The following is a 21175-nucleotide window of genomic DNA, read 5'->3' on the forward strand; positions in this document are numbered from 1 at the left end:
AATATCAATCCAAGCAAAACGGTAGAAATTGTTAATTATCTTAAAAGACGAGCTGATGCAGGGGAAACTATTTTCTATGATATCTACTCCGATGAAGAAAAATTAAAGGATCCAAGCAAAAAAGACACAGGGTTGTTTTTCTTTCGTGGTAATGACGGTGCAAAGACAGCTATTATTGTTGCGGGTGGAGGATTTGTATATGTCGGAGCAATGCAAGACAGTTTTCCACACGCTCTTGAACTCAGCAAAAGAGGATACAACGCTTTTGCTTTAATTTATCGTCCAGATCCTCAGGCTGCTTGTGAAGATCTTGCAAGAGCAATTGCGTTTCTACATGAGAACGTTGATGAACTTGGAATAGACATGCAGGATTATTCATTGTGGGGTGGCTCTGCTGGAGCCCGTGTTGTAGCGTGGGTCGGAAGCTATGGTACTGAGAGTTTTGGAGAAAAGAGATATCCACGTCCGGCAGCTGTAATAATGCAATATACTGCTTTGACAGATGTTACTGGGAAAGAACCACCAACATTCGCAGTTGTAGGAACGAACGATCCAATCGTACCTTACAGGGTTATGATGGACAGGATCAAAAGGATTAAGGAAAATGGAACTGATGCAGAAATAATTGTTTTTCCTGGGCTTTCACATGGCTTTGGGCTTGGAGAAGGTACCATCGCAGAAGGATGGATTGATAAAGCAACAGAATTCTGGTTGAAACACCTGAAAAATCACTAAGAGGAGGTACAACCGTGGTAGATAATATCATTGAAAGGGGTTCTAAAGGTTCGAGCGACTTCTTCACGGGTAACGTCTGGGTGAAGATGTTAGTCACAGACGAAAACAAGGTATTCGACACACAGGTATACAACGTGGTGTTCGAGCCGGGAGCGAGAACACACTGGCACAGCCATCCGGGAGGGCAGATCCTGATCGTAACCCGGGGAAGAGGCTTTTACCAGGAAAGAGGAAAACCCCCGAGAATGTTGAAAAAAGGTGATGTGGTGGAGATACCACCGAACATAGTTCACTGGCATGGCGCAGCACCCAATGAAGAACTCGTACATATAGGTATCAGTACACAGGTTCATCTCGGCCCTGCGGAGTGGTTCGGACCTGTCACAGAAGAAGAGTACCGGAAGGCCACGGAAGGAAAGTAACGAGTTCCTCCGTTTCATTCGCTCAGAATCTTCTCAAGCTCCGGATCAACTGTTCTGCATCCGCTCTGCGTTTTTTGTACGAAGGACATCTTTTCCAGAGTCTCGAGGAGCGAATACAAACGTGAACCACTGACGAAATCACCATTTGCGTGAGAAACATTTTTCAAACTGTGCCCTCATAGTATGGAATAAACATTTCATCTCTTGCTTTCCTTCTCGAGCTGATTCACCCCAAACAGAGCAAGGTATCGTCACAATCACTCGCTGCACGATGAAATCGATCACACATACATGATGCACCTTACCTTTCTGTCGTCCAGCTGGACCAACTCTTCGAACTGCGCACACTCCTTCTTCGCGTAGGGGCATCGCGGCATGAACGGACAACCTGGAGGAGGATCGATGAGACTTGGAGGTTCACCGGTGTTGTTCAGTTTGAAATTCAACCTTTTCGGATCCGGGGCGGCCAGCTTCAACAGTTTCGTGTACGGATGGAGCGGTTCGTCCACGAGACTTCGTGCGGGACCTTCTTCAACGATCAAACCCGCGTACATGACGCAGATCCTGTCCGAAACGTACTTCGCCGCCGCGAGATCGTGCGTGACGTGGATCATCGAAACGGAGTGGTCCTCTTTCAGTTTCAGGAGCAAGTTAAGTACGCCCGCCTTTATGGAAACGTCCAGCATGGAGGTGGGCTCGTCCGCCAGCAAAACCTTCGGTCTCGGCAGGATCGCTCTGGCTATCACGATTCGCTGTTTCTGTCCACCCGAAAGTTCGTGTGGAAATTTCTGGAGCGTGTCGATCGGCAACTCGACCTCTTCGAGCGTCTTTTCGATGAGGTTTCTGTCCAGCTTGAAGATCTTGACGGGCCGTTCGAGGATGCTCTTTATCCTCTTGGTTGGATTGAGTGCGGAGAACGGATCTTGAAAGATCATCTGAACGTTCCGTCTGTATTCGAGTTCTTCTTTCCTGCTGAGCTTCTTTTCCACCCTCTTTCCGAGCAGGAAGATCTCGCCCTCGTCCTGAAGGTGGATCCTCGCGAGCACGCGCAGCAGCGTGGTCTTCCCACAACCGCTCTCACCGACGATGGAGAGTATCTCTTTCTCTCTCAGTTCGACGTCGACCCCTCTGAGAGCTTTGAGCTTCAGAACCGTGAACCCGCGCCTGATGTCGAAACTTTTCTTCAGACCCTTCGCGATCAGTACAGATGACAAGCCACCCACCTGCCTGGCTTAACCTCTTTCAAACCGGGATGCTCGAGTCTGCACACGTCCATCCTCGATCGGCACCTTTCGTAGAAAGAACAACCCGCGATGGACTGGGACAGGTCGGGGAGTCTACCTGGAATGCTCTTGTACTCCTTCAACTCGCCGTAGATGCTCGGCAGAGATTCGATCAACCCGACGGTGTACGGATGCAGCGGTTCTTCGTAGACTTCTCTCGTGGGGCCGTACTCGACGATCTCACCGGCGTACATGATCGCCAGATGTTTCGTGATCTCGAAGAGCAGAGATATGTCGTGGGTAACGAATATGGCTGAAAATCTCTTCTGAAGCTGAAGTTCGAAAATCTTCTCGATGATCGACCGCTGGACCACCACGTCGAGGGCGGTCGTTGGTTCGTCGAAGATCACGAGTTTCGGTGAGAGAAGCAGAGACATGGCGATCACGACACGCTGTCTCATGCCCCCAGACAGCTGGTGTGGATAACTTTTGACGCGCTCTGGGGGGATTCCAACCAGCTGGAGCATGTCCACGATGAGCTGGAGCGCCTCTTGTTTGGTCATGCTCCTGTGCCTGAGGATGACGTCCATCATCTGGTCTCTGATGTTCAGAACGGGATTGAGCGAGTTCATAGAACTCTGCGGCACGTAGGAGAACTGCTTCCACCTCAGCCGGTCCAGCTCCTCCTTGGACAGCTGGTAGAGATCGACCCCGTCGAAGATCACCTTCCCCGATTCCACGAAACCTGGACTCTTGAGGAGCCTCAGGATGGCCATCACGAGCGTCGTCTTGCCGCAACCCGATTCGCCGGCTATGCCGAGGAAATCTTCCTTTCCAACGTTCAAGCTCACGTTCCGTACCGCCCAGACCTTTTTCTTTTTGAACATATAACCCGCGTTCAGATTCTGAACCTGCAGCACGTCCATCACCTTCAACGTTTCCTCAACCTCGGATTGGTGAGTTCATCGACCCCGAAGTTCAAAAGAGCGAAGGCCGCAGCGAGCGTCATGATCGAAAGGCCCGGCGCCAGCACCCACGCCCACATGCCGTTCAAAAGTGCGTTCGCACTCTGGGCCCAGTACAGCATGGTGCCCCAGCTTATCTTGCTCACATCTCCAAGTCCCAGGAACGACAGCGAAGCTTCACCGATGATCGCGTACAGAACCGCGCTGAAGAAGTTCGAAGCCACGAGGGACAGCATGTTGGGAAGAATTTCAAAGAATACTATCCTGAGGTTCCTCTCGCCGGTGACCTTCGCCGCGATGACGAAATCTCTGTTCTTCAAGGACAGAACCTGGGCCCTCATCACGCGGGCACCACTTCCCCAACTCGTGATCGCGATGACCAGTATCACGGTCCAGAAACTCCGAACCCTCATGTACGCAGATATCACGATCATGAGCGGTATACCCGGTATCACGAGAAAAACGTCCGTTAGGGTGGACAGGATTCTGTCGACCAAGCCTCCGTAGTAACCTGCCACGAATCCTATCGTGGTCGAAATGAGGGTCATCAGAAGGCCCGTCATCACGCCTATGAAGAGAGAAAGCCTTGTGCCGTAGATCAGCTGTGAGAAGATGTCCCTGCCGAGCCTGTCCGTACCGAGCAGAAACCGCATCGACGGCCTTTCATAAGGCACCGAAACCATCTCGTCAGGTTCGTACGGCGCAAGAAACGGGGCGAAGATCGCAACCATAACGAAGAAAATGACTATTCCAGCTCCGATCAGCACCTTCTTCGGCATGCTCGATCAACCTCTCACGCGTGGGTCCAGAAAAACGTAGATGAAGTCCATCAAAAGGTTCGCTCCGAGCACCGACAGGGTGATGAAGAAGAATATCGCTTGAATCAGCGGGAAATCCTGTGTGATGGCGGCCCTGTAGAGTTGATAACCAACTCCCGGATAAGAAAAGACGATTTCTGTTAAGAGGGCACCGCTCACCACGAAACCGAGAGATATACCGAAAGCCGTGATGCTTGGAAGCAGAGCGTTCCTCATCACGTAGTTCTTCAAGATCTCTTCTTCCGAAAGCCCCTTCGCCTCAGCCAGCACGATGTAATCTTCCGCGAGCACCGAGACGACGTTGTTCCTCATCGTCAAGATCCATGAACCGAGTGAAGCGAAGATCAGAGTGATCGAGGGCAGTACGGCGTGGTAGATCACGTTCAAGGCCAGCCTCCAGCCGGTCAGAAATTCCTTGGTGGTGTGGGCTCCCGAAAGAGGAAACCATTTGAGAACGAAACCGAAAACGTACAAAATCATCATCGCGAGCCAAAAGTAAGGAAAGGCTCGGATCACCAATGCCATCGTGGTTAAAATCAGACCGGAAGGTTTGTCCCTGTTCCAACCTGCGTAAACCCCCAGCCAGGTGCCCAGCACGAAACTGATAAGAGTGCTCAGTCCCACCAGACCTATCGTCCAGGGCATAGACATGGCGAGGATGTTTTTGACGGGAACCGGATAGTAAAGAAACGAGATACCGAAGTTACCACTGAAACTGTTCTTTATGTATTCCAGATACTGCACCAGCAAGGGTTTGTTCGTCTCCAGACCCAGTGCGATCCTCAAGGCCTCGACTGCGCTCTCGCTGACCTCCGCACCGAAACGCATCAGTATCCTTTCGGCAGGATCGCCAGGCATCAGCCTGGGAATCAGAAAGTTGAGCGTGAGGGCTGTCCAGAGTGCGATCAGAAAAAAGAGAATTCTCTGGGCTATATACTTCAAACCGAACGCACCTCCGAAAGGGCCGGGGGAAACCCCCGGCCACATCGTTGTTCATTTCGGCTGCAGGTGCATGACTAAGTAGATCTTGTCCATACCGGTGATTCTGGGTTCAACGTACGGGTTCTGCTCGTTGGGCCAGTTCGTGAAGTTCTTCGTTGAATATATGAACCACACCGGATTGTAGTAAAGCGGTATGGCCGGCAAATTCTCGAGCACGATCTTCTGAAGCTCAGACATGATCGACTTGAGCTCGTTCAGATCGGCAGTCTGCGAGAGTTTGTCGAGCAGTTCATCGGTTCTTTTGTCTATCCATCCACCCCTGTTGCTGCCGGTGTAAGCGTTTCTGGAGTGCAAGTAATTTATGTACGCCGTGTACGGGTTCGCACCGTAGTTCACCCAGCTGATCGCCACGTCGTAGTTCTTTTCCCTTATCATGGACAAATAGACTCCGAAATCTATTGGGGTCACGTTCAGTTCGATTCCGATCTTTTTCAACTGTTGCGACAGAAGCTGACAGACAGCGATCCAGTCGGTCCAACCCGCCGGAACGATCAGATCGTAAGAGAGCTTCTTGCCGTCCGGTGACACCAGAATCCCATCTTTGCCGGGTTTGAACCCGAGCGCTTCGAGCTCCGCTTTGGCCTGCTTCGGATCGTAAGGATACCACAGATACCTGAGGCTATCGTCGATCAGGTACGAATAACCTGCCTTTATGATCACCGGGTTCGCTTTCACAGCGTAGTTCGTCATGCCGATTTTGACGAGTTCATCAGTGTTTATAGCCTTCGCGACGGCTTTTCTGAAGCTGCGATCACTGAACGGAGCTCTTTCTAAGTTGAAGAACAGAAACACCGGGTTTCCTTCCGGGAACCAGAACCTGATGTCCTTGTTGGGCACGTTTTCGATTCTCGGATAGTTGATGCCTGCCCAGTCTATTTCACCGTTCGCCACCGCGAGCTGTGCAGATTCGTTACCGCTGAACGCCGGTATCCTGATCCTTTCTACCTTCACCTTGTCTGCCTGCCAGTAATCTGCCCTCTTCTTCAACGTGAAGACCTGTGGTGTGAAGTTTTCAAGAACGAACGCACCCGTGCCGACAGGTTCTTCGTTGGTGAACTTGCTCGGATCTTCCACCTTCTCCCAGATGTGTTTCGGCACGATGTAGACTCCCGCGATTCCGTAGATGATCAACGTGTTGACACGCGAAAAGTTCAGTTTCACCGTGTAGTCGTCGATCTTCTGGACCGACTCCAGACCGCTGGTCCACAGACGGTTCGCGTCCATGGCGGGGAACTTCCTGAGCATTTCAAAGGTGAACACCACATCGTCCGCCGTGAACGGTTTTCCATCGGACCAGGTGACGTTCTTTCTGAGCTTGAACAGGATGCTTCTGTAGTCGGGGCTCCACTGGTAGGATTCTGCGAGCCACGGTATGATCTGACCGGTGTAGTTGTTGGAGTAAATCAGCGTTTCGTAGATGAACCCTGCCGCCGCGTAACCGGTGCCACCGGCGAAGTACGGGTTGAAGTTCCTTGGGTGTGGTCCTGTGACCGAGATGACCATGCTCAGTTCGCTGGATACCGCGAAGATCGCAAGGCTCAGAAGTGCGAGAACGAACAGTTTTTTCATAGACGTACACCTCCCCCTGAATGGCAGTTTGTCATAAACAAATTACATGTCTTCAGAATATATTATACCAAGTTTTTGAACAAGCTGTGGAAGAGGGTAGACCTCGCTTGACACCAAAAGAAACCCTTGCTCATCCATCTCCTTCTTTCAGCGAACAGAAAAGTGCCAGCAAAAGGTGCACGGTAAAACCACATTGGGCCTGTTGTGTGAGCAAAAATTCACGCTCGATCCGGCCGGCTCGATGGAAGACACCGTTCGGACCGAGTTCATTCGTCGTCCAGAACCGCCTTTGAAATCCTGGGCTTTCTGGTCCGTGGCTGTGAACGAAAGACGAGATAACGTTGAACTGGAATTGAATTCACCGCACGTGAACAGGTATTGACAACAAAAACAGCGACACGCTGTTTAGTTTGAGCGGAAGAAAAACGTGAGCGATCGAGCGGTAGAATAATATTTGAAATGTTTGAGAAGATTCATAGAAGCGGAGGTGGCAGGGATGATCGTAACGAAGAGGCACGCACTCGTGCTGAAAAAGCTTTACGAGAAGGGAGAAGAATTCAGCGTAAGGGAATGGGAAGCCTTTGACAGAGAAACGCTGTGGCACCTCGAACTCGCAGGGCTTGTCAAACCGGTCGGTGTTGAGATGTATGATTTGACCTTTGCTGGTAACATTCTGGGAGAACTTCTCACCGAAATGATAAGAGAAGGTGTTTTGAAGGATCCGAAGGAATGGGACGATTCTTTCAGATGGATCGGCTCCGAAGTCATTTCCATGATCAGATACTCAAAGCTGGCTCGGTCGATGGTGAGAGGAGAAATAGCCAAGGCGCTTGAAGAAAGAGGATTCGTGAAGGAAGGAAATTTCACACCTTACGCTTACACTCTCGATGAGGTTTACTATGCTTCACATCCCAGGTTGATCGTGAGCTCGAAACTTGCAGAGTATCTGAGGAAAATGGTAGAAGGTCCGGGCGAGTCCAGCACGCTACCTGTGGGTGGAGATGAACTTCTCCAGCTCGAGGCGATGAGAATGATAGCCTTCTCCGTTCCAAAGTCTGACATTTACGCCCTCACGGGGCTCGGGCAGCAGATAAGAGCGGCCCTCAGGAAAGGCCTCCTTGTGACGGATGAACTAGTTCTCGATGAACTGGTTCTGGACACCGTGGCGAAAGCTTACGAAGGAAACCAGTTGAGCGACTTTGAGAGAAATGTGCTCCTCGAAAGAGGGCTCATCGACTGGACAGGAGAACTTCACCCAATGGCGGAGCATCTCTACCTCGCATGGAAGATCTACAAAAAGGGTCCTTACCTCATGACTCCCGCTTTCCAGATCTCGGAGGACGAAGCGAGACTTCTGGAAGTGATCGACAAACTCTGGAAGAGGCATGAAAAGGAAGAAGACGTCTTCCCGGAATTGAAACAGATAGAAAAAGAGGTGGATTGGGAGTGGAAGAGAAAGGATCTCACTGTGAAGCTTGCACTCTACAACCTTGAAGGTTTCGGCCTTTTGAGATCAAGAGAGCACAGACACGGAGCAAGAAGGACTCTCGTGTACGAATTAACCAGCTACGGTGAAGAAGTGCTCGAAGATCAGAGGAAGAACCTCAGGAGTGTTACAGCCGTCGGTGTGAAATCTATCACCATGACAAAGAAAGAGTTCGCGGCTCCAAACGTGGAGTGGTACGAACAGGCAAGAAGAGAGGGTCTTGTCAGCGATGCTGCTCCCACTTCTTCTGGTCACCTCTACACGAGGCTTTCCGTCGAAGTTGAGAGAAAACCACTCATAACAGGCACGGAAATGAAGGTTCTCAGAAAGGTTCCGTACAAGGCGGGTGTTTTCATCGAAGATATGATCCTTTCGGAGGAGGAAAGAACCGCACTCGACAGTCTTGAAGCAAAGAATCTGGTGGAGATCCTGCCCACAAACGTTGCCACACTCACAGAAGCTGGCCAGCTTATGAAGAGGTCTCTTTCAGCCGTTCCCGATGACGTGGAGGTGCCGGTGACACCGCTCGTGGTCAGACTCCTTCAGGCCATCAGAAAACACGGTGGACTTCAGATGAGAGAAAAGAGAATCAGAATAAATCCAGAAAGCTGGAAAGTTATAGAGAAAGAACTCAACGTTGATCCCGAGACCTTAAACAATACCATCCTCCTTGCCAGAATATCCAAGCTCATCACAGAGGACGCACTAACCGAGGCGGGAGTAGCGTTCCTTCAGGCGGTGGACGAGTTGGCAAGGAAAGAGTATCCGTGGGTCGAATTTTAATAGATTCAAGGCCCCACCGGCGGTGGGGCTTTTTTCATGCTCGAACTCCACTGGGGGATAAATATGTGAGTATCCATTCAGGGGGGCGTAACAATACCAGATATAAAATTATAGTTGCGATACTTTCGAACCAAGGAGGAAGTGGTATGAACAAAGGAAAGTTTGTCACCATTCTGTTGATCACTACCATATTCTTCTTACTCTTTGCTCTTGTTAGCTGTACTTCTCTGAGTGGTGGAGATACACCGACTGATGAAAACACATCAGACATGATTACCTGGCAAAAAACGTACGGTGGCAGTGGTGAGGATGTGGCATATTCCATTCAACGAACATCCGATGGAGGTTACATCGTGGCTGGGTATACCACTTCGTTCGATGCTGGTGGAAGAGACGTCTACATTTTGAAACTGGACAGCAATGGAAACAAAGTGTGGGAAAGAACGTACGGCGGCAGCGACTGGGATGAGGCATATTCCATTCAACGAACATCCGATGGAGGTTACATCGTGGCTGGGTATACCACTTCGTTCGATGCTGGTGGAAGAGACGTCTACATTTTGAAACTGGACAGCAATGGAAACAAAGTGTGGGAAAGAACGTACGGTGGCAGCAACTGGGATGGGGCATATTCCATTCAACAGACATCTGATGGAGGTTACATCGTGGCTGGGGGTACCGGGTCCGTGTTTGATTTTAATATGGATGTCTACATTTTGAAGCTGGACAGGAATGGAAATCTATAATTCAAAATAGCAGGAACGAGGCGTAGATAGTAATCCGAAGAAAGAAGTAAGAAGCTCGCGTCGTCTTCGAATAGAGAAATCAGAAACTCTGTCAGACACGTGGAAAGTTTGTGAAGAAACTGAATCTTACTCAACGATCCGGCCAATATTACATTGGGCTGGACAAAGGTGATGCTTTCCTATCGTTACAGGGTTTAAAGGTTCCTCTTTCAGGGTTCATCTTTCGTTCCAAACTTTGACATCTGCCTTCGATTTCATATTCGTCCTTCGTTTGTACTGCTACTATTTCTACAAAACTACCAGCACATTGTGAAGTGTGCACTCAAATGCACTTCGGCAAGCGATGCCAGAACTCTATGTTTCACTCACCCAGAATCTTTTCGATAACTGGATCAACCATTCTGTATCCACTCTGCGTTTTTTCTACGAATGACATCTTTTCCAGAGTTTCGAGGAGAGAGTACAATCGGGAGTCACTGATGAAGTCGCCTTTTGCGAGGAAGATGTTTTTCAAAGCAGACCATGTGTTTATACCCCTTGCGATCTGCTTCAGTATGAACGGATACCTTTCGCTCCTTTTTCTGAGCTCTTCCATTTCCTTTTCAAAAAGGGCCTTCACAGAATGGAATACCTCTTTCAGTGCTTCATCTTTATCCTTCTTTTCGAGGTACTTCACTCCAAAAAGGACGAGATACCCCACTATACCGTCTATTTCTCTCACGATTTCTTCCACGTCGAAGTTGATCTTCTCTCCCACTTCGCGGAAGCCTTCCATGAGGAAGTCCACGGATTGATCGAAGGTGAACGGTCTCAACGTGAGAAAACCTATTCCGCGGCCATGGAGGGGTGAGCTGTAGTCTTCGAGTTTCAAAAAATCGTGAAGAAGGCCGACCTCTGAACCACTGATGATGAAGCGTACATTCTCGAAATTATCGTAGCAATAGGCAAAAAGTGCCAGAAGATCGCTTCCACCACGATGGCCGTAATATCTGAGATACTGCGCCTCATCGAAGAAAATGACTATCTTTTTCTTCTGTCTCTTTGCCGTTTCGTTCAGCTTTTCGAGAAGATCAGAAAGACTGAACTCCTTCGGATTGAGTTCTATCGATGTTCCGCTCACAGTGATCCCACGAACCCTTTCGAGAACGTTCAGAAGTTTCTGAGATTTCGATATTCTGGATAGCTCTTCTCCGAGAAGCTTTGTGAGATGATGGGATGAGATGTTGCCTTCCGATGTTTCGTAGAGTCTTCTTCCGTCCACGGTCATGTGTAGAAAATCGTTTTCGTTCAGAAAGACCTTCACGAGGGAAGACTTTCCAACCCGTCTCAGGCCGGTGATCACAACGATCGGGTAGGTTTCGAGCAGTTTTTCGAGGTCTTTCAGTTCCCGTTCCCTGCCGAAGAGATCTTCTTTCTTCGTCTTAGGAGTGAGAGAAAAGAGCAAGTCGACCACCTCCATGCTTATCATATCACTTCTGGGGGCGGAAGTAACTTCCGGTACCGGAAGCAACTTCCGGGGTCGGAAGTAACGTAGAAGTTTTTTTCTTTCAGATTTTGAAGTGGTAACATATCTGTGAGGAACTCCGCAGGGAGTGATAGGCGTGAACTTCAAGGAAGTGGCACGTCTCATTCTGGAGAGAGAAAAAAGACCAATGAGCGCATTAGAAATAGCGAAAATAGCATTGAAAGAGAAGCTGATCGATTCTCCGAAAGATCTGATCAAATTGAGATGGAAAATCTACGAAGTCATGTACAACGACTTCAGGTTACGCGGTGATTCTTCCACGTTTGTTAAAGTTGGAAGGGGAATCTTTGCACTGAGGGAACACAGCACAGAGAGAAGAAGAGAAAGTTCAGAACTTGAAGATCTGATCAGAAGGCTGGAAGAAACACAGTACAAAAGCGCGTCACCATCGGAATTTGAAGAGACTTTGAGGGCTGCTTTTTCTTTCCTGGGATTCGAGACGGAACTCATAGGAACGCCTGGAAACACGGATGTACTTTTGAAAGCAGAAGTGGGAGAAAAGTCGTACAGCGCAAATGTGGATGGAAAAACAAGCAAGCGCGGAAAAATCGATGATGTGCAGATAGATTGGCTCTCCTTGAAAGATCACAGAGAGAAAACAAAAGCAGATTTCGTGGTCGTTGTCGGACCCGATTTCGCCGGAGGAAACCTTGAAAAGAGGGCTCAACAGAACAGAGTTGTGCTTTTGAAGACGAAAGATTTGATAGAGATTTTGAAAGAACATGCCCGTTTTCCCTTCAACTTGATCGAACTCAGAGAACTTTTCGAAACACCGGGCAACTCTTCACAAACTGTGGAAAAGGTCATAGAGAGGCATCGTGACAGAACCAGGTTTCTTGAACAGCTGAAACTCCTCCTCGATGAGATGAAAAATCTTCAGAAGAGTTATCTTAGATACTTCTCGATAGACAGTCTCTCGGCAAGAGAGAAGATTCAGGAAGCCGGATTGAAACCACAGGAAGTGGAAGAGATCATCAAATTCCTGAAATCACCGCTCATAAGAGCTATAGAAGAAAATCCTGTTGGGAAATACTTCCTCACAATGAGCAGAAGGAACGTTTCTGAGATCTTCAGAAGGATTTCTGAATGTCTGGAAGAGGTTCATCACGTGAACGATGAAGAGAGTACTTTGAGGAAGTCGTTGAAAGATTATCTCCTTCAAAATAAAGATGTCCCACGCCGGATCAGAAAAGTCCTGCTCCCTCTCTGTTTGAAACTTGGAACCGTGACCCGAGAGACAATAAAAAGGGAACTCGTAAGGCAAGGCGAGGCGAAAGACATGCAACAGGCAGGGATCGTTCTGTCAACCATCTCGAAGAGTATAAACGACCACGATTTTTTGGGAAGAGTGATCAGATACGATAAACTAAAACCATGGATAAAGGAAAACTACAGAATCGCTGAAGAATACGCAGGAATGGTCAAAGATGTTCTGGATGAGATTGAAGGTGCCAAAACATCTTAGTATCTTTCCGTCACAAAGAAATTCGCAACGAAATGTCCCGGTGGAAATGAGAAAAAGTTCAGCAACTGTCTGAGCTTGGGAACATTTCCGTGTTATGAGAAATTAAGGCTTTTAATAGAGTAAACGAGAAGAAAATGCCTGTGAGTTAAAGGTTGAAGAAAGTTCTGCTTTGACGCCTCACGGTTGTGAGTTACTCTACCAAATATGGGGTGCAACGAGCGCTGTTTTCACTCCAGGTGAAGTGTTAATTCGTCGTCGAAGTCTCACAGTCCTTTGCTTTCTGAGAATTCAAAGGTGCTGAAGGTCCACGCGATGCTTTGCACCACTCCTGCGTTCCAATTCCATTCAGCGTTGGAAAGCGAAAGCCACGTGGACTACCGTCAGCTTCAGCCAACAGTTTCTTGCAGACATGACTTTGTAGGCCCTTTCCAGATTCAGACCGAGCATAAAGAGCACGGAGTAGTTTTCTTCTTGAATCATCTTCGCAAATACGATCCAAAATTTTTTAGCAGTTGCAAGCCAAATCGAGCCGTCCATCACGAACCGTTCAAGAGCGTGCTTTACAGTTTGTACTTTTAGCTTGCTCTGAACCTTCCTCGGGACAGGACGTGAACTGCTCTTGTATGATAGGAAAGCACATGTGAAAAGAATAGATGCCGCCTGTGAAGCCGGCTTTATCACAAACAGAGTCCAGTTTTCAAGCGTGCTGAAGAATTCGCTTGATTTCCTCCAGGGTTGGAATTTTACCGGAAATGACAATTTTTCCGTCCACCGCTACCGCAGGAGTTGCGACAACACCTCTTGAGATGATCTCGTTTATGTCCTGAACCTTTTCAACGACCGCATCGATTCGTAGTTCTTCGATCGCCATCCTCACGATTTTTTCGGTCTGCTTGCACCGTGGACAGCCTTTTCCAAATATCTCCACTTTCTTCGCCATACCGTCCCTCCTCTCAGATCGCACCGTACATCATTCCAAACAGGGTTGAGAAGCCTACCACAAGGCCAAAATAGGTGAAAGCCTTTCTCTTTCCCAAAAGTTTCGTGATAACGATCATACTCGGAAGGCTGAGGGAATTACCGGCCATGAGAAGGGCAAGGGTTGGTCCCTTTGCCATTCCAAGTTCTCGCAGAGCTTGAACTATCGGAACTTCCGTAAGAGTGGCGAAGTACATGAGAGTTCCTATGACGGACGCTACGAGGTTGGATAAGAGATCGTTGTTTCCAAGGAGTGCCGTTACCACCTGCGGCGGCAAAAGCTTGGTCAGAACGCCCGCGAAGAACACACCGATGAAGAGATACGGAAGTATCTTCTTTGCGAAATCCCAGGTTTCGTACAACCAGTTTTGAACGGTTTCTCTTTTGAAAGCGAACAAAGCCATGAAGAGTGCGGAGATTCCGAGTAATGTCATCAGGGAATATTTGAGAGTCTGGTTGATACCAAGAGAACTCGTTGCCAGAAATCCAAGCTGTATCAAGAAGAATATTATTCCTCTTACACCGTATTGATCGTCATCGGAAGTGAACGCGAGTCCGCCTTCTCCTCTTTCTTGATAGATCATCTCCATGATCAAACCTATCAAGACTGCCGCCGTCATCGTCGCGATGAGACGGGCAAGTCCCAAATCCCATCCGAGGACCCATCCAGTCAGAAATATCGCCGCGACGTTTATGGCAGGCCCGGCAAACAAGAAAGTGGTGGCAGGTCCTATACCGGCACCTTTCTTGTAGATCCCTCCAAAGAGCGGAAGAATGGTGCAGGAACAAACGGCCAGAATGCCTCCGGAAATCGCAGCGACAGGATAAGAAATGATCCTTTTAGCGTTCGGACCAAGGAGTTTCAAAACGGCGTCTCTTTTGAGCATTACCGATATCGTTCCGGCGATGAAGAACGCGGGAACGAGACACAGAAGAACATGTTCACGCGCATATTCTTGAAGCAAGTAGAATCCGTTCAGAATACTCTGATCGACAATCGGATGTCCGAACGGAACGAAATAGAAAGCCACAAAGATCAGCACCATCAGCAAGAAGATCGACACGTTTTTCACTCCTCACTCGACCGATTCGGTGAAGAACAAGATTCTACGACTCTTACTCCGTATTCCTTCTTTGCACGTTCGAGAATCGGGATCAGAAATGGATGCTCCTCGATGAATCTTTCATTGATCGAATAGTAGATGAAAGAATCTTTCCTGCTGGTTTTGACAACACCGCGGTCTTTGAGAACTTGAAGATGCTGCGAGATGTTCGGCTGTGTCGTTCCGGCGATTGCCAGTAACTGGCAAGCACACATCTCTTTCCCCAAAAGAACGGCTAAAATCTTCAGCCTGGTTTCGTTTGAAAGAATGCGAAACAGCTCGTGAAGCTTCATATAAACACCTTCTTATATAACCAATCACTTATATACTACCAAAACACATAAACTGCATCCTTTGAATCGAGCAACGGGAAGAAGGCCTGCAGGTTAAATTTGGGACGAATGCCGCACTGTTCGGCTCGATCGGAAACTGTTCGATGTGCTGTCACATCGGGAAGATACCGAACGGTGTGACCAGATTCGGCAACATCGAAGCCAGGTACGTATCTACCAACTTCATCGACTGCAACACGTGCAAAACAGCGATGCTCACTTTCTTGCGCCCAGTTTGAAGTCCACTACCTCTGTGAAGCCGGCTCTCAACGCACAGGTTCTGAATCTCCAACACGAAACCAAGCAGACTCCGTGTTCAAAAATCGAGAACGGCGCGACGGCAGAAAGGCTTGCTTCAGCCTCCGGTTCGACGTCAACGATGGTATGCGCCCGGTTCGAACACTCTCACAGAGACGTCGCTTATAATACTTTAGTTCTGAACGTTGCAGCGCACGGGGGTGGTTCTGGTGTTCGACTTCGGAAGGCTTTACGGGCTTGAGGATGCGGAAACGTTTTCCATCTCGGCCGAGAATCCTACCGGGGAAAGAGACAGGGGAGCGCTCGAAATACCCGGCCCGGACAATCCTGCCAGGAGGCTCGGCAAAGGCTGGAAGGTTCGACCGTGCATCGATTTGAAGGCCAGACAGGAAACGCTACTCGCAGACATCGAAGGCCCAGGAATCATCACTTACATCTGGATCACCGTCACCGAGAAGGCCTACAGAACCTGCGTTTTGAGGATGTACTGGGACGATGAAACCAATCCCTCCGTGGAAGTTCCCCTGGGGGATTTTTTTGTCAACCCGTTCGGAATGAGGTTCGAGGTGAACTCTCTGCCGGTTTGTGTCAACCCAACGGGTGGGTTCAACTGCTACTGGCCCATGCCGTTCAGAAAGAGGGCGAGGATAACGATCGAGAACCAAACCGATCAGGACGTACCGCACTTCTTTTACCAGATCAGTTTCGTGAGAAAAAAGCTCGAAGAAGACGTGGCGTACTTCCATTCTCAGTGGCGAAGGAGCATGACGAGCAGAGAAAATCCCCAGCACGTGATACTCGATTCAGTCGAAGGAAAAGGTAAATACGTCGGAACCGTCGTGGCCTGGGAACAGCTCTCCAACGGCTGGTGGGGAGAAGGCGAAGTTAGATTCTTCATAGATGGCGAGCAAAACCCGAGCATATGCTACACGGGAACGGAGGATTACTTCGGGGGCGCATGGTGTTTCGGAAAGACCTATTCGACAGCTTTCACTGGATATCCACTGTGGCTGAAGAGTGAGGGACAGATACCGAAGCACGTGATGTACAGATGGCACATCGCCGATCCGATATTCTTCAAAAAGAGCTTGAAGGTCATCGTACAGGCGCTCGGCTGGTGGCCGGACGGGACCTATCAACCCTTGACGGACGACATCACGACGGTGGCTTACTGGTACCAGACGGAACCCCACGTGCTTTTTCCAAAGCTTCTGAACCTCGAAAAGAGATGGCCAAGGTGATGGGATCTTAGTCACCGAACAGTTGGAAAAGCTGTTAAAAGGTACGTAGATAAGTATCATGCCAGAAAATTACCACGAGAACCAAGCAGGTCCCAAAGATATGATGAGAGCATCGAAGGATTTTCTTTAAGGACATTCGACCCATTAGCTTTGAGAATTTTCACTCAAAATGGAAAAAATCTCTGCGGAGGTGTTCACTCTGAAAGTGTTCACATATCTTGGAGATCTCTACCATAAAAAAGAGATATTTCACGATGCCTTGAATGAAGTTCTGCTGAAAAACCTTGCTTTGCTTGATCTGGTGAAGGATCAAAACATCGATCTGGTTCTCCATGAAGAACCAGACCTCGTCGTCATCGGTAGATCGAACCTGAACGAGGACAACAGTCGCTGGCTGAATGAATTACAGGTGCAGGTGCTCACCGGGTACGTGAAGGACGGTGGGAAACTGTTCGTCTGGCACGCCGGCCTTGCGGGCTATCCACCCGATTACACGGAACTCGTCGGCGGCAGGTTCATATTCCACCCCCAAAGAGCGCTGGTCAAATACTTCAGTGCGGACGGTTCTTCGTTCGAGATCGTGGACGAACATTACTTTGTGGAGTTGAGGGGCAACGTTGAAATCTTCCTCTGGTCAGAATCGAACTGCGGTCGATCCACCGCAGGATGGAAGAAGCGCTTAGAAAGGGGCAAAATACTCGCGCTGACGCCCGCCCACGATGAAGAGGGTCTCAACGATGAGAGGTTCAGATCTTTGCTCGTGAAGAGTCTAAGATGGTTCGTCGAAGGATAGGAAAGCGCCGGGGGTGGACCTGGAACGATGAGAATTTCTCTCTCTATGAGACCCCCCACGGGTTCATGAGGAGCAGAGCTCAGGAATCGTCCTCGTCCTTCTTAGATTTCGATTTCTCTTCCTCGATGAACTTTTTGAACTGTTCGCCAGTGATGGGGACGATGGTGGCACCACAGCAGTCGCAGATGAGCTGGTCTCCACTGAGCGTCGCTGCCGAGTAGTAGATCTGTCCGCACTTTGGACAGCGGTAGTAAATAACCTTCACCCCCCGACGCGCTCGTACAAGAATTATACTAACATCTCTTTTGTTTGGATCAAAATGACATTTGAGCACTCGAATTCGTTATGAACAGCTGAAATTCGAAATTTTTCTGCGTGAACAAAGCCGCAACGTGGTTCGCAGATTCGAGTGGAAAATCTTTCAAAAACTTCCCGGGTTGAGATCCCACGCCGGACAGTTTTCAGAGCTTGACTTGTTCGAGACGCTTTTTTCGTTCGATCCTCAGGGGCACACCCGCCAGTTCGAACGCGACCTTCACGAGCAGCACGACGATCTCGGTCGCCGTCCTTGGAAAGAACCACACAGGTTTCACGTCGTTCAAAAGGCCCAGCGCGAAGTCTTCAAGGTTTTCAACGGGCTCGACGGCGCTCACACGTTTGACACGCGGGATGAACCTGGCGATACGGTACGCATCGAGCGTGTCTTTGGCGCACACGTGTCTCGCCACCGTCATGGACTTGCCACAGCCCAGATGGCCAACCTCGACGTTCACTCTGAAGTAAGCCATCGTGCCACCTCCGAAGCTGGGTTCTGCGTCGCTTGTTCGATCCAGCGGGCTGGGCAGTCGTCGAATCCTTCCTCAAAACGGATGTTTTGATCTTCTTTCTTTTCTTCTTGACTTTGCGGAGCTTTGTCCGTTCCAACTCCGTCCAGGACGAGCCCGCAGAGCTTCGCCGTCGATTCTTCACAGATTTTCTGTTCTTTCAGCAGCTTTCTCAGCTCTTTTTTGAACTTTGAAGGATCGATCCCGAACTCGTAGAGCTTCGCCGCGGCACAGAGGAGCAGAGCCACGCTGAGTTCTCTGTGGTTTTCACTCTTTTTCAGTCTCGATCTGATCTCATCGATGTTCACGCGGTACCACCTCCTCAACCGTTGCGATCGTAAAGGAGTCTGACCATCGTCACGTACAGCTCCATGGCAGTGACCGCGAGCCTGCTCGCCTGATCGAACGCCGCCCTGGCCTGGGTTACGATGCCGTAGAGCCTTTCTTCCAGCTGCTGCCTCTCCGGTTCGCGAACGCTGTTGACCATGGCGTCCAGCTCCTGCATGGACTCGTCGAACGTTTTGAAGGCCTTGTTCAGCGCTTCGTGGTAACTGCTGATGGATTTGAAGAAAGAGCCGGATCCTTCTTCTTTCCGCACGAGTTGCTTGTTGAGCAACTCTTTCAGAATGTTACCACCTCCCTGAAAAGCGTTGTTCTCCGTTTGAGCACGGTCCGGCGTGGGACCTCCCAAAGTTTCATGTACACTTTCCTGCAGACAGCGAGAAGGAGGAACTTTCGCACGGTGAAGAAAAAAGAGGGGTGAGAAGTTGAGAGGCTGTGGTGGATAACCACTCCCCCAGAGTGAATGTACACTTTCTTAAGCGGTCACAGTGGATCGTTCGCTCAGAACTGGATGTCCCTTTCGAGGATGATGTCTCTCTTCCTCGAGCTCGCCTCGTGGACGGCCTTTTCGATTATCTGCATCAATTCTCTGAAGTTTCCAGGATAATGGTAGCTTTCGAGCTTTTCCAGAGCCCTCAGGCTTATCTTCTCGACGCCTCTCTCTCTGGCTTCCGAGATCGAAAGACAGAAACTGATCAGCAGTCTCAGATCTTTCTTCCTCTCCCTCAGCGGTGGCAAATGTATCTTGTACCTGAAACGATGGTAGAGATCGGCACGGAACTTACCTTCTTCGATCATTCTTCTCAGATCCCTGTTCGTGGCAGCCACGATGATGGTCGGAGCGTAGAAGACCTCGTCGCTCCCGGCGGGCTGAACCAGCCATCTGTCGAGGTAGAGGAGCAGCTTCGCCTGAAGGTGAGCATCGATCTCTCCGATCTCGTCCAGAAACACCACTCCGCCGGCGAACGCCAAGATCTTTCCGAGCCTGTCTGTGGCGTCCGTGTAGGCACCTGCCCTCGTTCCGAAGAGTTCTGAATCCACTATGTCGCTCGCCATGTTGACCATGGAAAATCTGCAGAAGAAGTCTTCAAACCGTACTCCTCCATTCTGAACAGCTTCGTAGGCTGCTTTGGCGATCAACTCGGCGACTAAGGTTTTTCCAGTACCGGTCTCTCCTTCTATCAGCACGGAAGGGATCAATCCTTTCCCAGCAAAAGGTGCACCGAATTTGTTCCTTATCATCTCGTCCATGCTGTTCTTTCGTTTTTCTGACTCGCCCTCAGATCTTTCGGATGACTTCAACTTTTTGATCAGTTCGAGCCTGTCGTTGAGCTTTTTTGAAAGGTTCAGCTTCCCGTACGATTCCTTCACCTGGTTGCAGACGTACCTGATCTGGGATGCGACCTGCCTCATGGAAGGGTCGAGGAAGAGACTGATGAAGTTGTTCTCCTCGACGCTGGATTTCTTTGTGGAAGGTTTGAAGCCGTACTTCCAATCGACTCTTTTGTAGAAAAGCGATTCGTCGTGGATGGATTCCATCGCTATAGCCCTGATCGCTTCCTTGAGCGAAGCTTCGAACTTGCCTTTCTCTTCGTACTCGCTGAGGAAATTCTTTTTCACGAATATTCCCCAAACTTCGTGTTTGACGATGTTTCTCATTATATCGTCGTCGAGTTTGTCGTCTATGAAGAGAAACACCACGTCGAACTCGTCCAGAGACAGGTGCCCCACGTTGTCCGTGATCAGTATCCTTTTTCCTCCACCTTCTCCGAGGCTGGCGTAGCAGAGCTCCTCCTTCTCCAGTTTCTTCGGTATCACTTCGAGCAGGTTCTTCACTATCTGTTCGATACTTTCTTTCAGCACTTTGTCCCTGTCAACCTTCAAGATCACCCGAACCAACGGTGATTTTTGCGAGCAGTTCTCGCTCAAATCCACCCACCTCTCTCTGATGAACAGCGTATTTTCTGCAGATTTCTTTGAACAGAGAGGTTTCTCTGAGCGGTTTTTTGCTGGCGTACTCTTTCTTCCAGAGAATCAGTTCGTCTCTGAACTCCTGCCAGGCTCGTTCGGCCTTCTCTTGCAAGCTCTCTTTCTTCGATCTTCCAGCAGGAGTGAAGTGAGAGAGGGAAACGACGGTACCGTCTTCGAGTTCAAGGCCGAGCCACTTCAGGTCGGTCCTGGAGACCCTCTCCGAAACGACGATCTTGCCGAACAGTTCCCTGCTGTTCTGAACGGATTTGAGGCGCTCTGAGATCTCCTCCAGCACGTGGACCGCCGCGTGGTCACCCTTTTTCACAGTGGTTGTGAACAACTGCAAGCCCGCCTGTGTCTTCAAGATGTAACCGACCTTCCGGAGGTTTGATCTGAAACCCAACGTGTGCAGAGACACTTCGGATTTCTCGACCTGGTTCGCTCTGTAGTCTTCCTCGTCGTGTTCGCTGGTTTCGGAAACTTCCAGGAACGGATCTTCCATCGGCTCTGGGGCTGGTGTTATGCTCCTTCGTTTCTGCTTCTGGGCGAGTTTCTGTTTTTGCCTCTGCTCAGGTTTCTGTCTCTGCGCCATCG

The 21175-nt window shown here is 49.5% G+C and carries 22 protein-coding genes; 7 read left to right on the top strand and 15 right to left on the bottom strand.

Translation table 11 applies throughout. The features are described 5' to 3' along the window. The first annotated feature begins 132 nt into the window (after positions 1–132). Positions 133–735, top strand: a complete 603-nt coding sequence (locus TSP01S_RS10370; protein WP_231848578.1) for an alpha/beta hydrolase — start codon at positions 133–135, stop codon at positions 733–735. A 14-nt stretch (positions 736–749) separates the two neighbouring features. Beyond that, positions 750–1157: a cupin domain-containing protein gene (locus TSP01S_RS01070; RefSeq protein ID WP_041075723.1), complete on the top strand. Its 408-nt coding sequence runs from the start codon at positions 750–752 to the stop codon at positions 1155–1157. 281 nt (positions 1158–1438) lie between these two features. On the opposite strand, the gene TSP01S_RS01075 is transcribed toward TSP01S_RS01070, so the two are convergent. Genes TSP01S_RS01075 through TSP01S_RS01095 form a run of 5 tightly spaced genes read right to left on the bottom strand, consistent with a single transcriptional unit; the run spans position 1439 to position 6734 of the window. Then, on the bottom strand, positions 1439–2380 hold the full coding sequence (locus tag TSP01S_RS01075; RefSeq protein ID WP_052463436.1) for an ABC transporter ATP-binding protein: 942 nt from the start codon (positions 2378–2380) through the stop codon (positions 1439–1441). Next, positions 2356–3306, bottom strand: coding sequence for an ABC transporter ATP-binding protein (locus TSP01S_RS01080; protein ID WP_041075727.1), 951 nt, complete (start codon positions 3304–3306; stop codon positions 2356–2358). The genes TSP01S_RS01075 and TSP01S_RS01080 overlap by 25 nt, the downstream gene beginning before the upstream one ends. 5 nt (positions 3307–3311) lie before the next feature. Beyond that, positions 3312–4124 (bottom strand): ABC transporter permease, encoded by an 813-nt coding sequence (locus TSP01S_RS01085; RefSeq protein WP_041075728.1) that lies wholly within the window; start codon positions 4122–4124, stop codon positions 3312–3314. Between the two features lie 6 nt (positions 4125–4130). Continuing rightward, entirely contained in the window at positions 4131–5105 is a 975-nt protein-coding gene (locus TSP01S_RS01090) for an ABC transporter permease (RefSeq protein WP_041075732.1), read from the bottom strand. 51 nt (positions 5106–5156) lie between these two features. Next, positions 5157–6734 (bottom strand): ABC transporter substrate-binding protein, encoded by a 1578-nt coding sequence (locus TSP01S_RS01095; RefSeq protein ID WP_041075734.1) that lies wholly within the window; start codon positions 6732–6734, stop codon positions 5157–5159. Between the two features lie 496 nt (positions 6735–7230). Here TSP01S_RS01095 and TSP01S_RS01105 point away from each other — a divergent pair, with 496 nt between their 5' ends. Continuing rightward, positions 7231–9003 carry a DUF505 domain-containing protein gene (locus TSP01S_RS01105; protein WP_041075738.1) on the top strand — a complete coding sequence of 591 codons (1773 nt, stop codon included), beginning with the start codon at positions 7231–7233 and terminating at the stop codon, positions 9001–9003. Positions 9004–9272: 269 nt separating this feature from the next. Beyond that, positions 9273–9749 (top strand): hypothetical protein, encoded by a 477-nt coding sequence (locus TSP01S_RS01110; protein ID WP_269450323.1) that lies wholly within the window; start codon positions 9273–9275, stop codon positions 9747–9749. A 361-nt stretch (positions 9750–10110) separates the two neighbouring features. Here TSP01S_RS01110 and TSP01S_RS01115 read toward each other — a convergent pair whose 3' ends face one another. Continuing rightward, positions 10111–11193: an AAA family ATPase gene (locus tag TSP01S_RS01115; protein WP_041078273.1), complete on the bottom strand. Its 1083-nt coding sequence runs from the start codon at positions 11191–11193 to the stop codon at positions 10111–10113. A 157-nt stretch (positions 11194–11350) separates the two neighbouring features. Between TSP01S_RS01115 and TSP01S_RS01120 the strand changes: the two genes are divergently transcribed. Beyond that, a complete protein-coding gene (locus tag TSP01S_RS01120; protein WP_041075740.1) occupies positions 11351–12739 on the top strand; it encodes a winged helix-turn-helix domain-containing protein in 1389 nt (462 codons plus the stop codon). 697 nt (positions 12740–13436) lie between these two features. On the opposite strand, the gene TSP01S_RS01130 is transcribed toward TSP01S_RS01120, so the two are convergent. The 3 genes from TSP01S_RS01130 to TSP01S_RS01140 are packed head-to-tail and all read right to left on the bottom strand — an operon-like array spanning position 13437 to position 15113. Next, the gene (locus tag TSP01S_RS01130; protein WP_041075743.1) at positions 13437–13679 is read right to left on the bottom strand and encodes a thioredoxin family protein; all 243 of its coding nucleotides are present in this window, start codon (positions 13677–13679) and stop codon (positions 13437–13439) included. Between the two features lie 13 nt (positions 13680–13692). Then, complete coding sequence (locus tag TSP01S_RS01135; protein ID WP_052463599.1) at positions 13693–14763, bottom strand: permease; 1071 nt, start codon at positions 14761–14763, stop codon at positions 13693–13695. Positions 14764–14786: 23 nt separating this feature from the next. Then, positions 14787–15113 (bottom strand): ArsR/SmtB family transcription factor, encoded by a 327-nt coding sequence (locus TSP01S_RS01140; RefSeq protein WP_041075747.1) that lies wholly within the window; start codon positions 15111–15113, stop codon positions 14787–14789. A gap of 506 nt (positions 15114–15619) precedes the next feature. Here TSP01S_RS01140 and TSP01S_RS01145 point away from each other — a divergent pair. Then, complete coding sequence (locus tag TSP01S_RS01145) at positions 15620–16651, top strand: glycoside hydrolase family 172 protein (protein WP_197538904.1); 1032 nt, start codon at positions 15620–15622, stop codon at positions 16649–16651. A gap of 259 nt (positions 16652–16910) precedes the next feature. Beyond that, entirely contained in the window at positions 16911–17444 is a 534-nt protein-coding gene (locus tag TSP01S_RS01150) for a ThuA domain-containing protein (RefSeq protein WP_231848579.1), read from the top strand. A 79-nt stretch (positions 17445–17523) separates the two neighbouring features. Here TSP01S_RS01150 and TSP01S_RS01155 read toward each other — a convergent pair whose 3' ends face one another. The 6 genes from TSP01S_RS01155 to TSP01S_RS01180 all read right to left on the bottom strand — a co-directional run bounded on the left by TSP01S_RS01155 (position 17524) and on the right by TSP01S_RS01180 (position 21173). Continuing rightward, positions 17524–17709 (bottom strand): hypothetical protein, encoded by a 186-nt coding sequence (locus TSP01S_RS01155; RefSeq protein ID WP_041075751.1) that lies wholly within the window; start codon positions 17707–17709, stop codon positions 17524–17526. Positions 17710–17905: 196 nt separating this feature from the next. After that, on the bottom strand, positions 17906–18232 hold the full coding sequence (locus TSP01S_RS01160) for a hypothetical protein (RefSeq protein WP_041075753.1): 327 nt from the start codon (positions 18230–18232) through the stop codon (positions 17906–17908). Continuing rightward, on the bottom strand, positions 18214–18576 hold the full coding sequence (locus tag TSP01S_RS01165; protein ID WP_041075756.1) for a hypothetical protein: 363 nt from the start codon (positions 18574–18576) through the stop codon (positions 18214–18216). The genes TSP01S_RS01160 and TSP01S_RS01165 overlap by 19 nt, the downstream gene beginning before the upstream one ends. A 14-nt stretch (positions 18577–18590) precedes the next feature. Then, positions 18591–18959: a hypothetical protein gene (locus TSP01S_RS01170; RefSeq protein WP_041075758.1), complete on the bottom strand. Its 369-nt coding sequence runs from the start codon at positions 18957–18959 to the stop codon at positions 18591–18593. A gap of 152 nt (positions 18960–19111) precedes the next feature. Next, a complete protein-coding gene (locus TSP01S_RS10015) occupies positions 19112–20494 on the bottom strand; it encodes a sigma-54-dependent transcriptional regulator (RefSeq protein ID WP_144380603.1) in 1383 nt (460 codons plus the stop codon). Beyond that, positions 20484–21173, bottom strand: a complete 690-nt coding sequence (locus tag TSP01S_RS01180; protein ID WP_041075760.1) for a hypothetical protein — start codon at positions 21171–21173, stop codon at positions 20484–20486. The genes TSP01S_RS10015 and TSP01S_RS01180 overlap by 11 nt, the downstream gene beginning before the upstream one ends. Positions 21174–21175 lie beyond the last annotated feature (2 nt).

Source organism: Thermotoga caldifontis AZM44c09, assembly GCF_000828655.1.
Taxonomy (GTDB): domain Bacteria; phylum Thermotogota; class Thermotogae; order Thermotogales; family DSM-5069; genus Pseudothermotoga_A; species Pseudothermotoga_A caldifontis.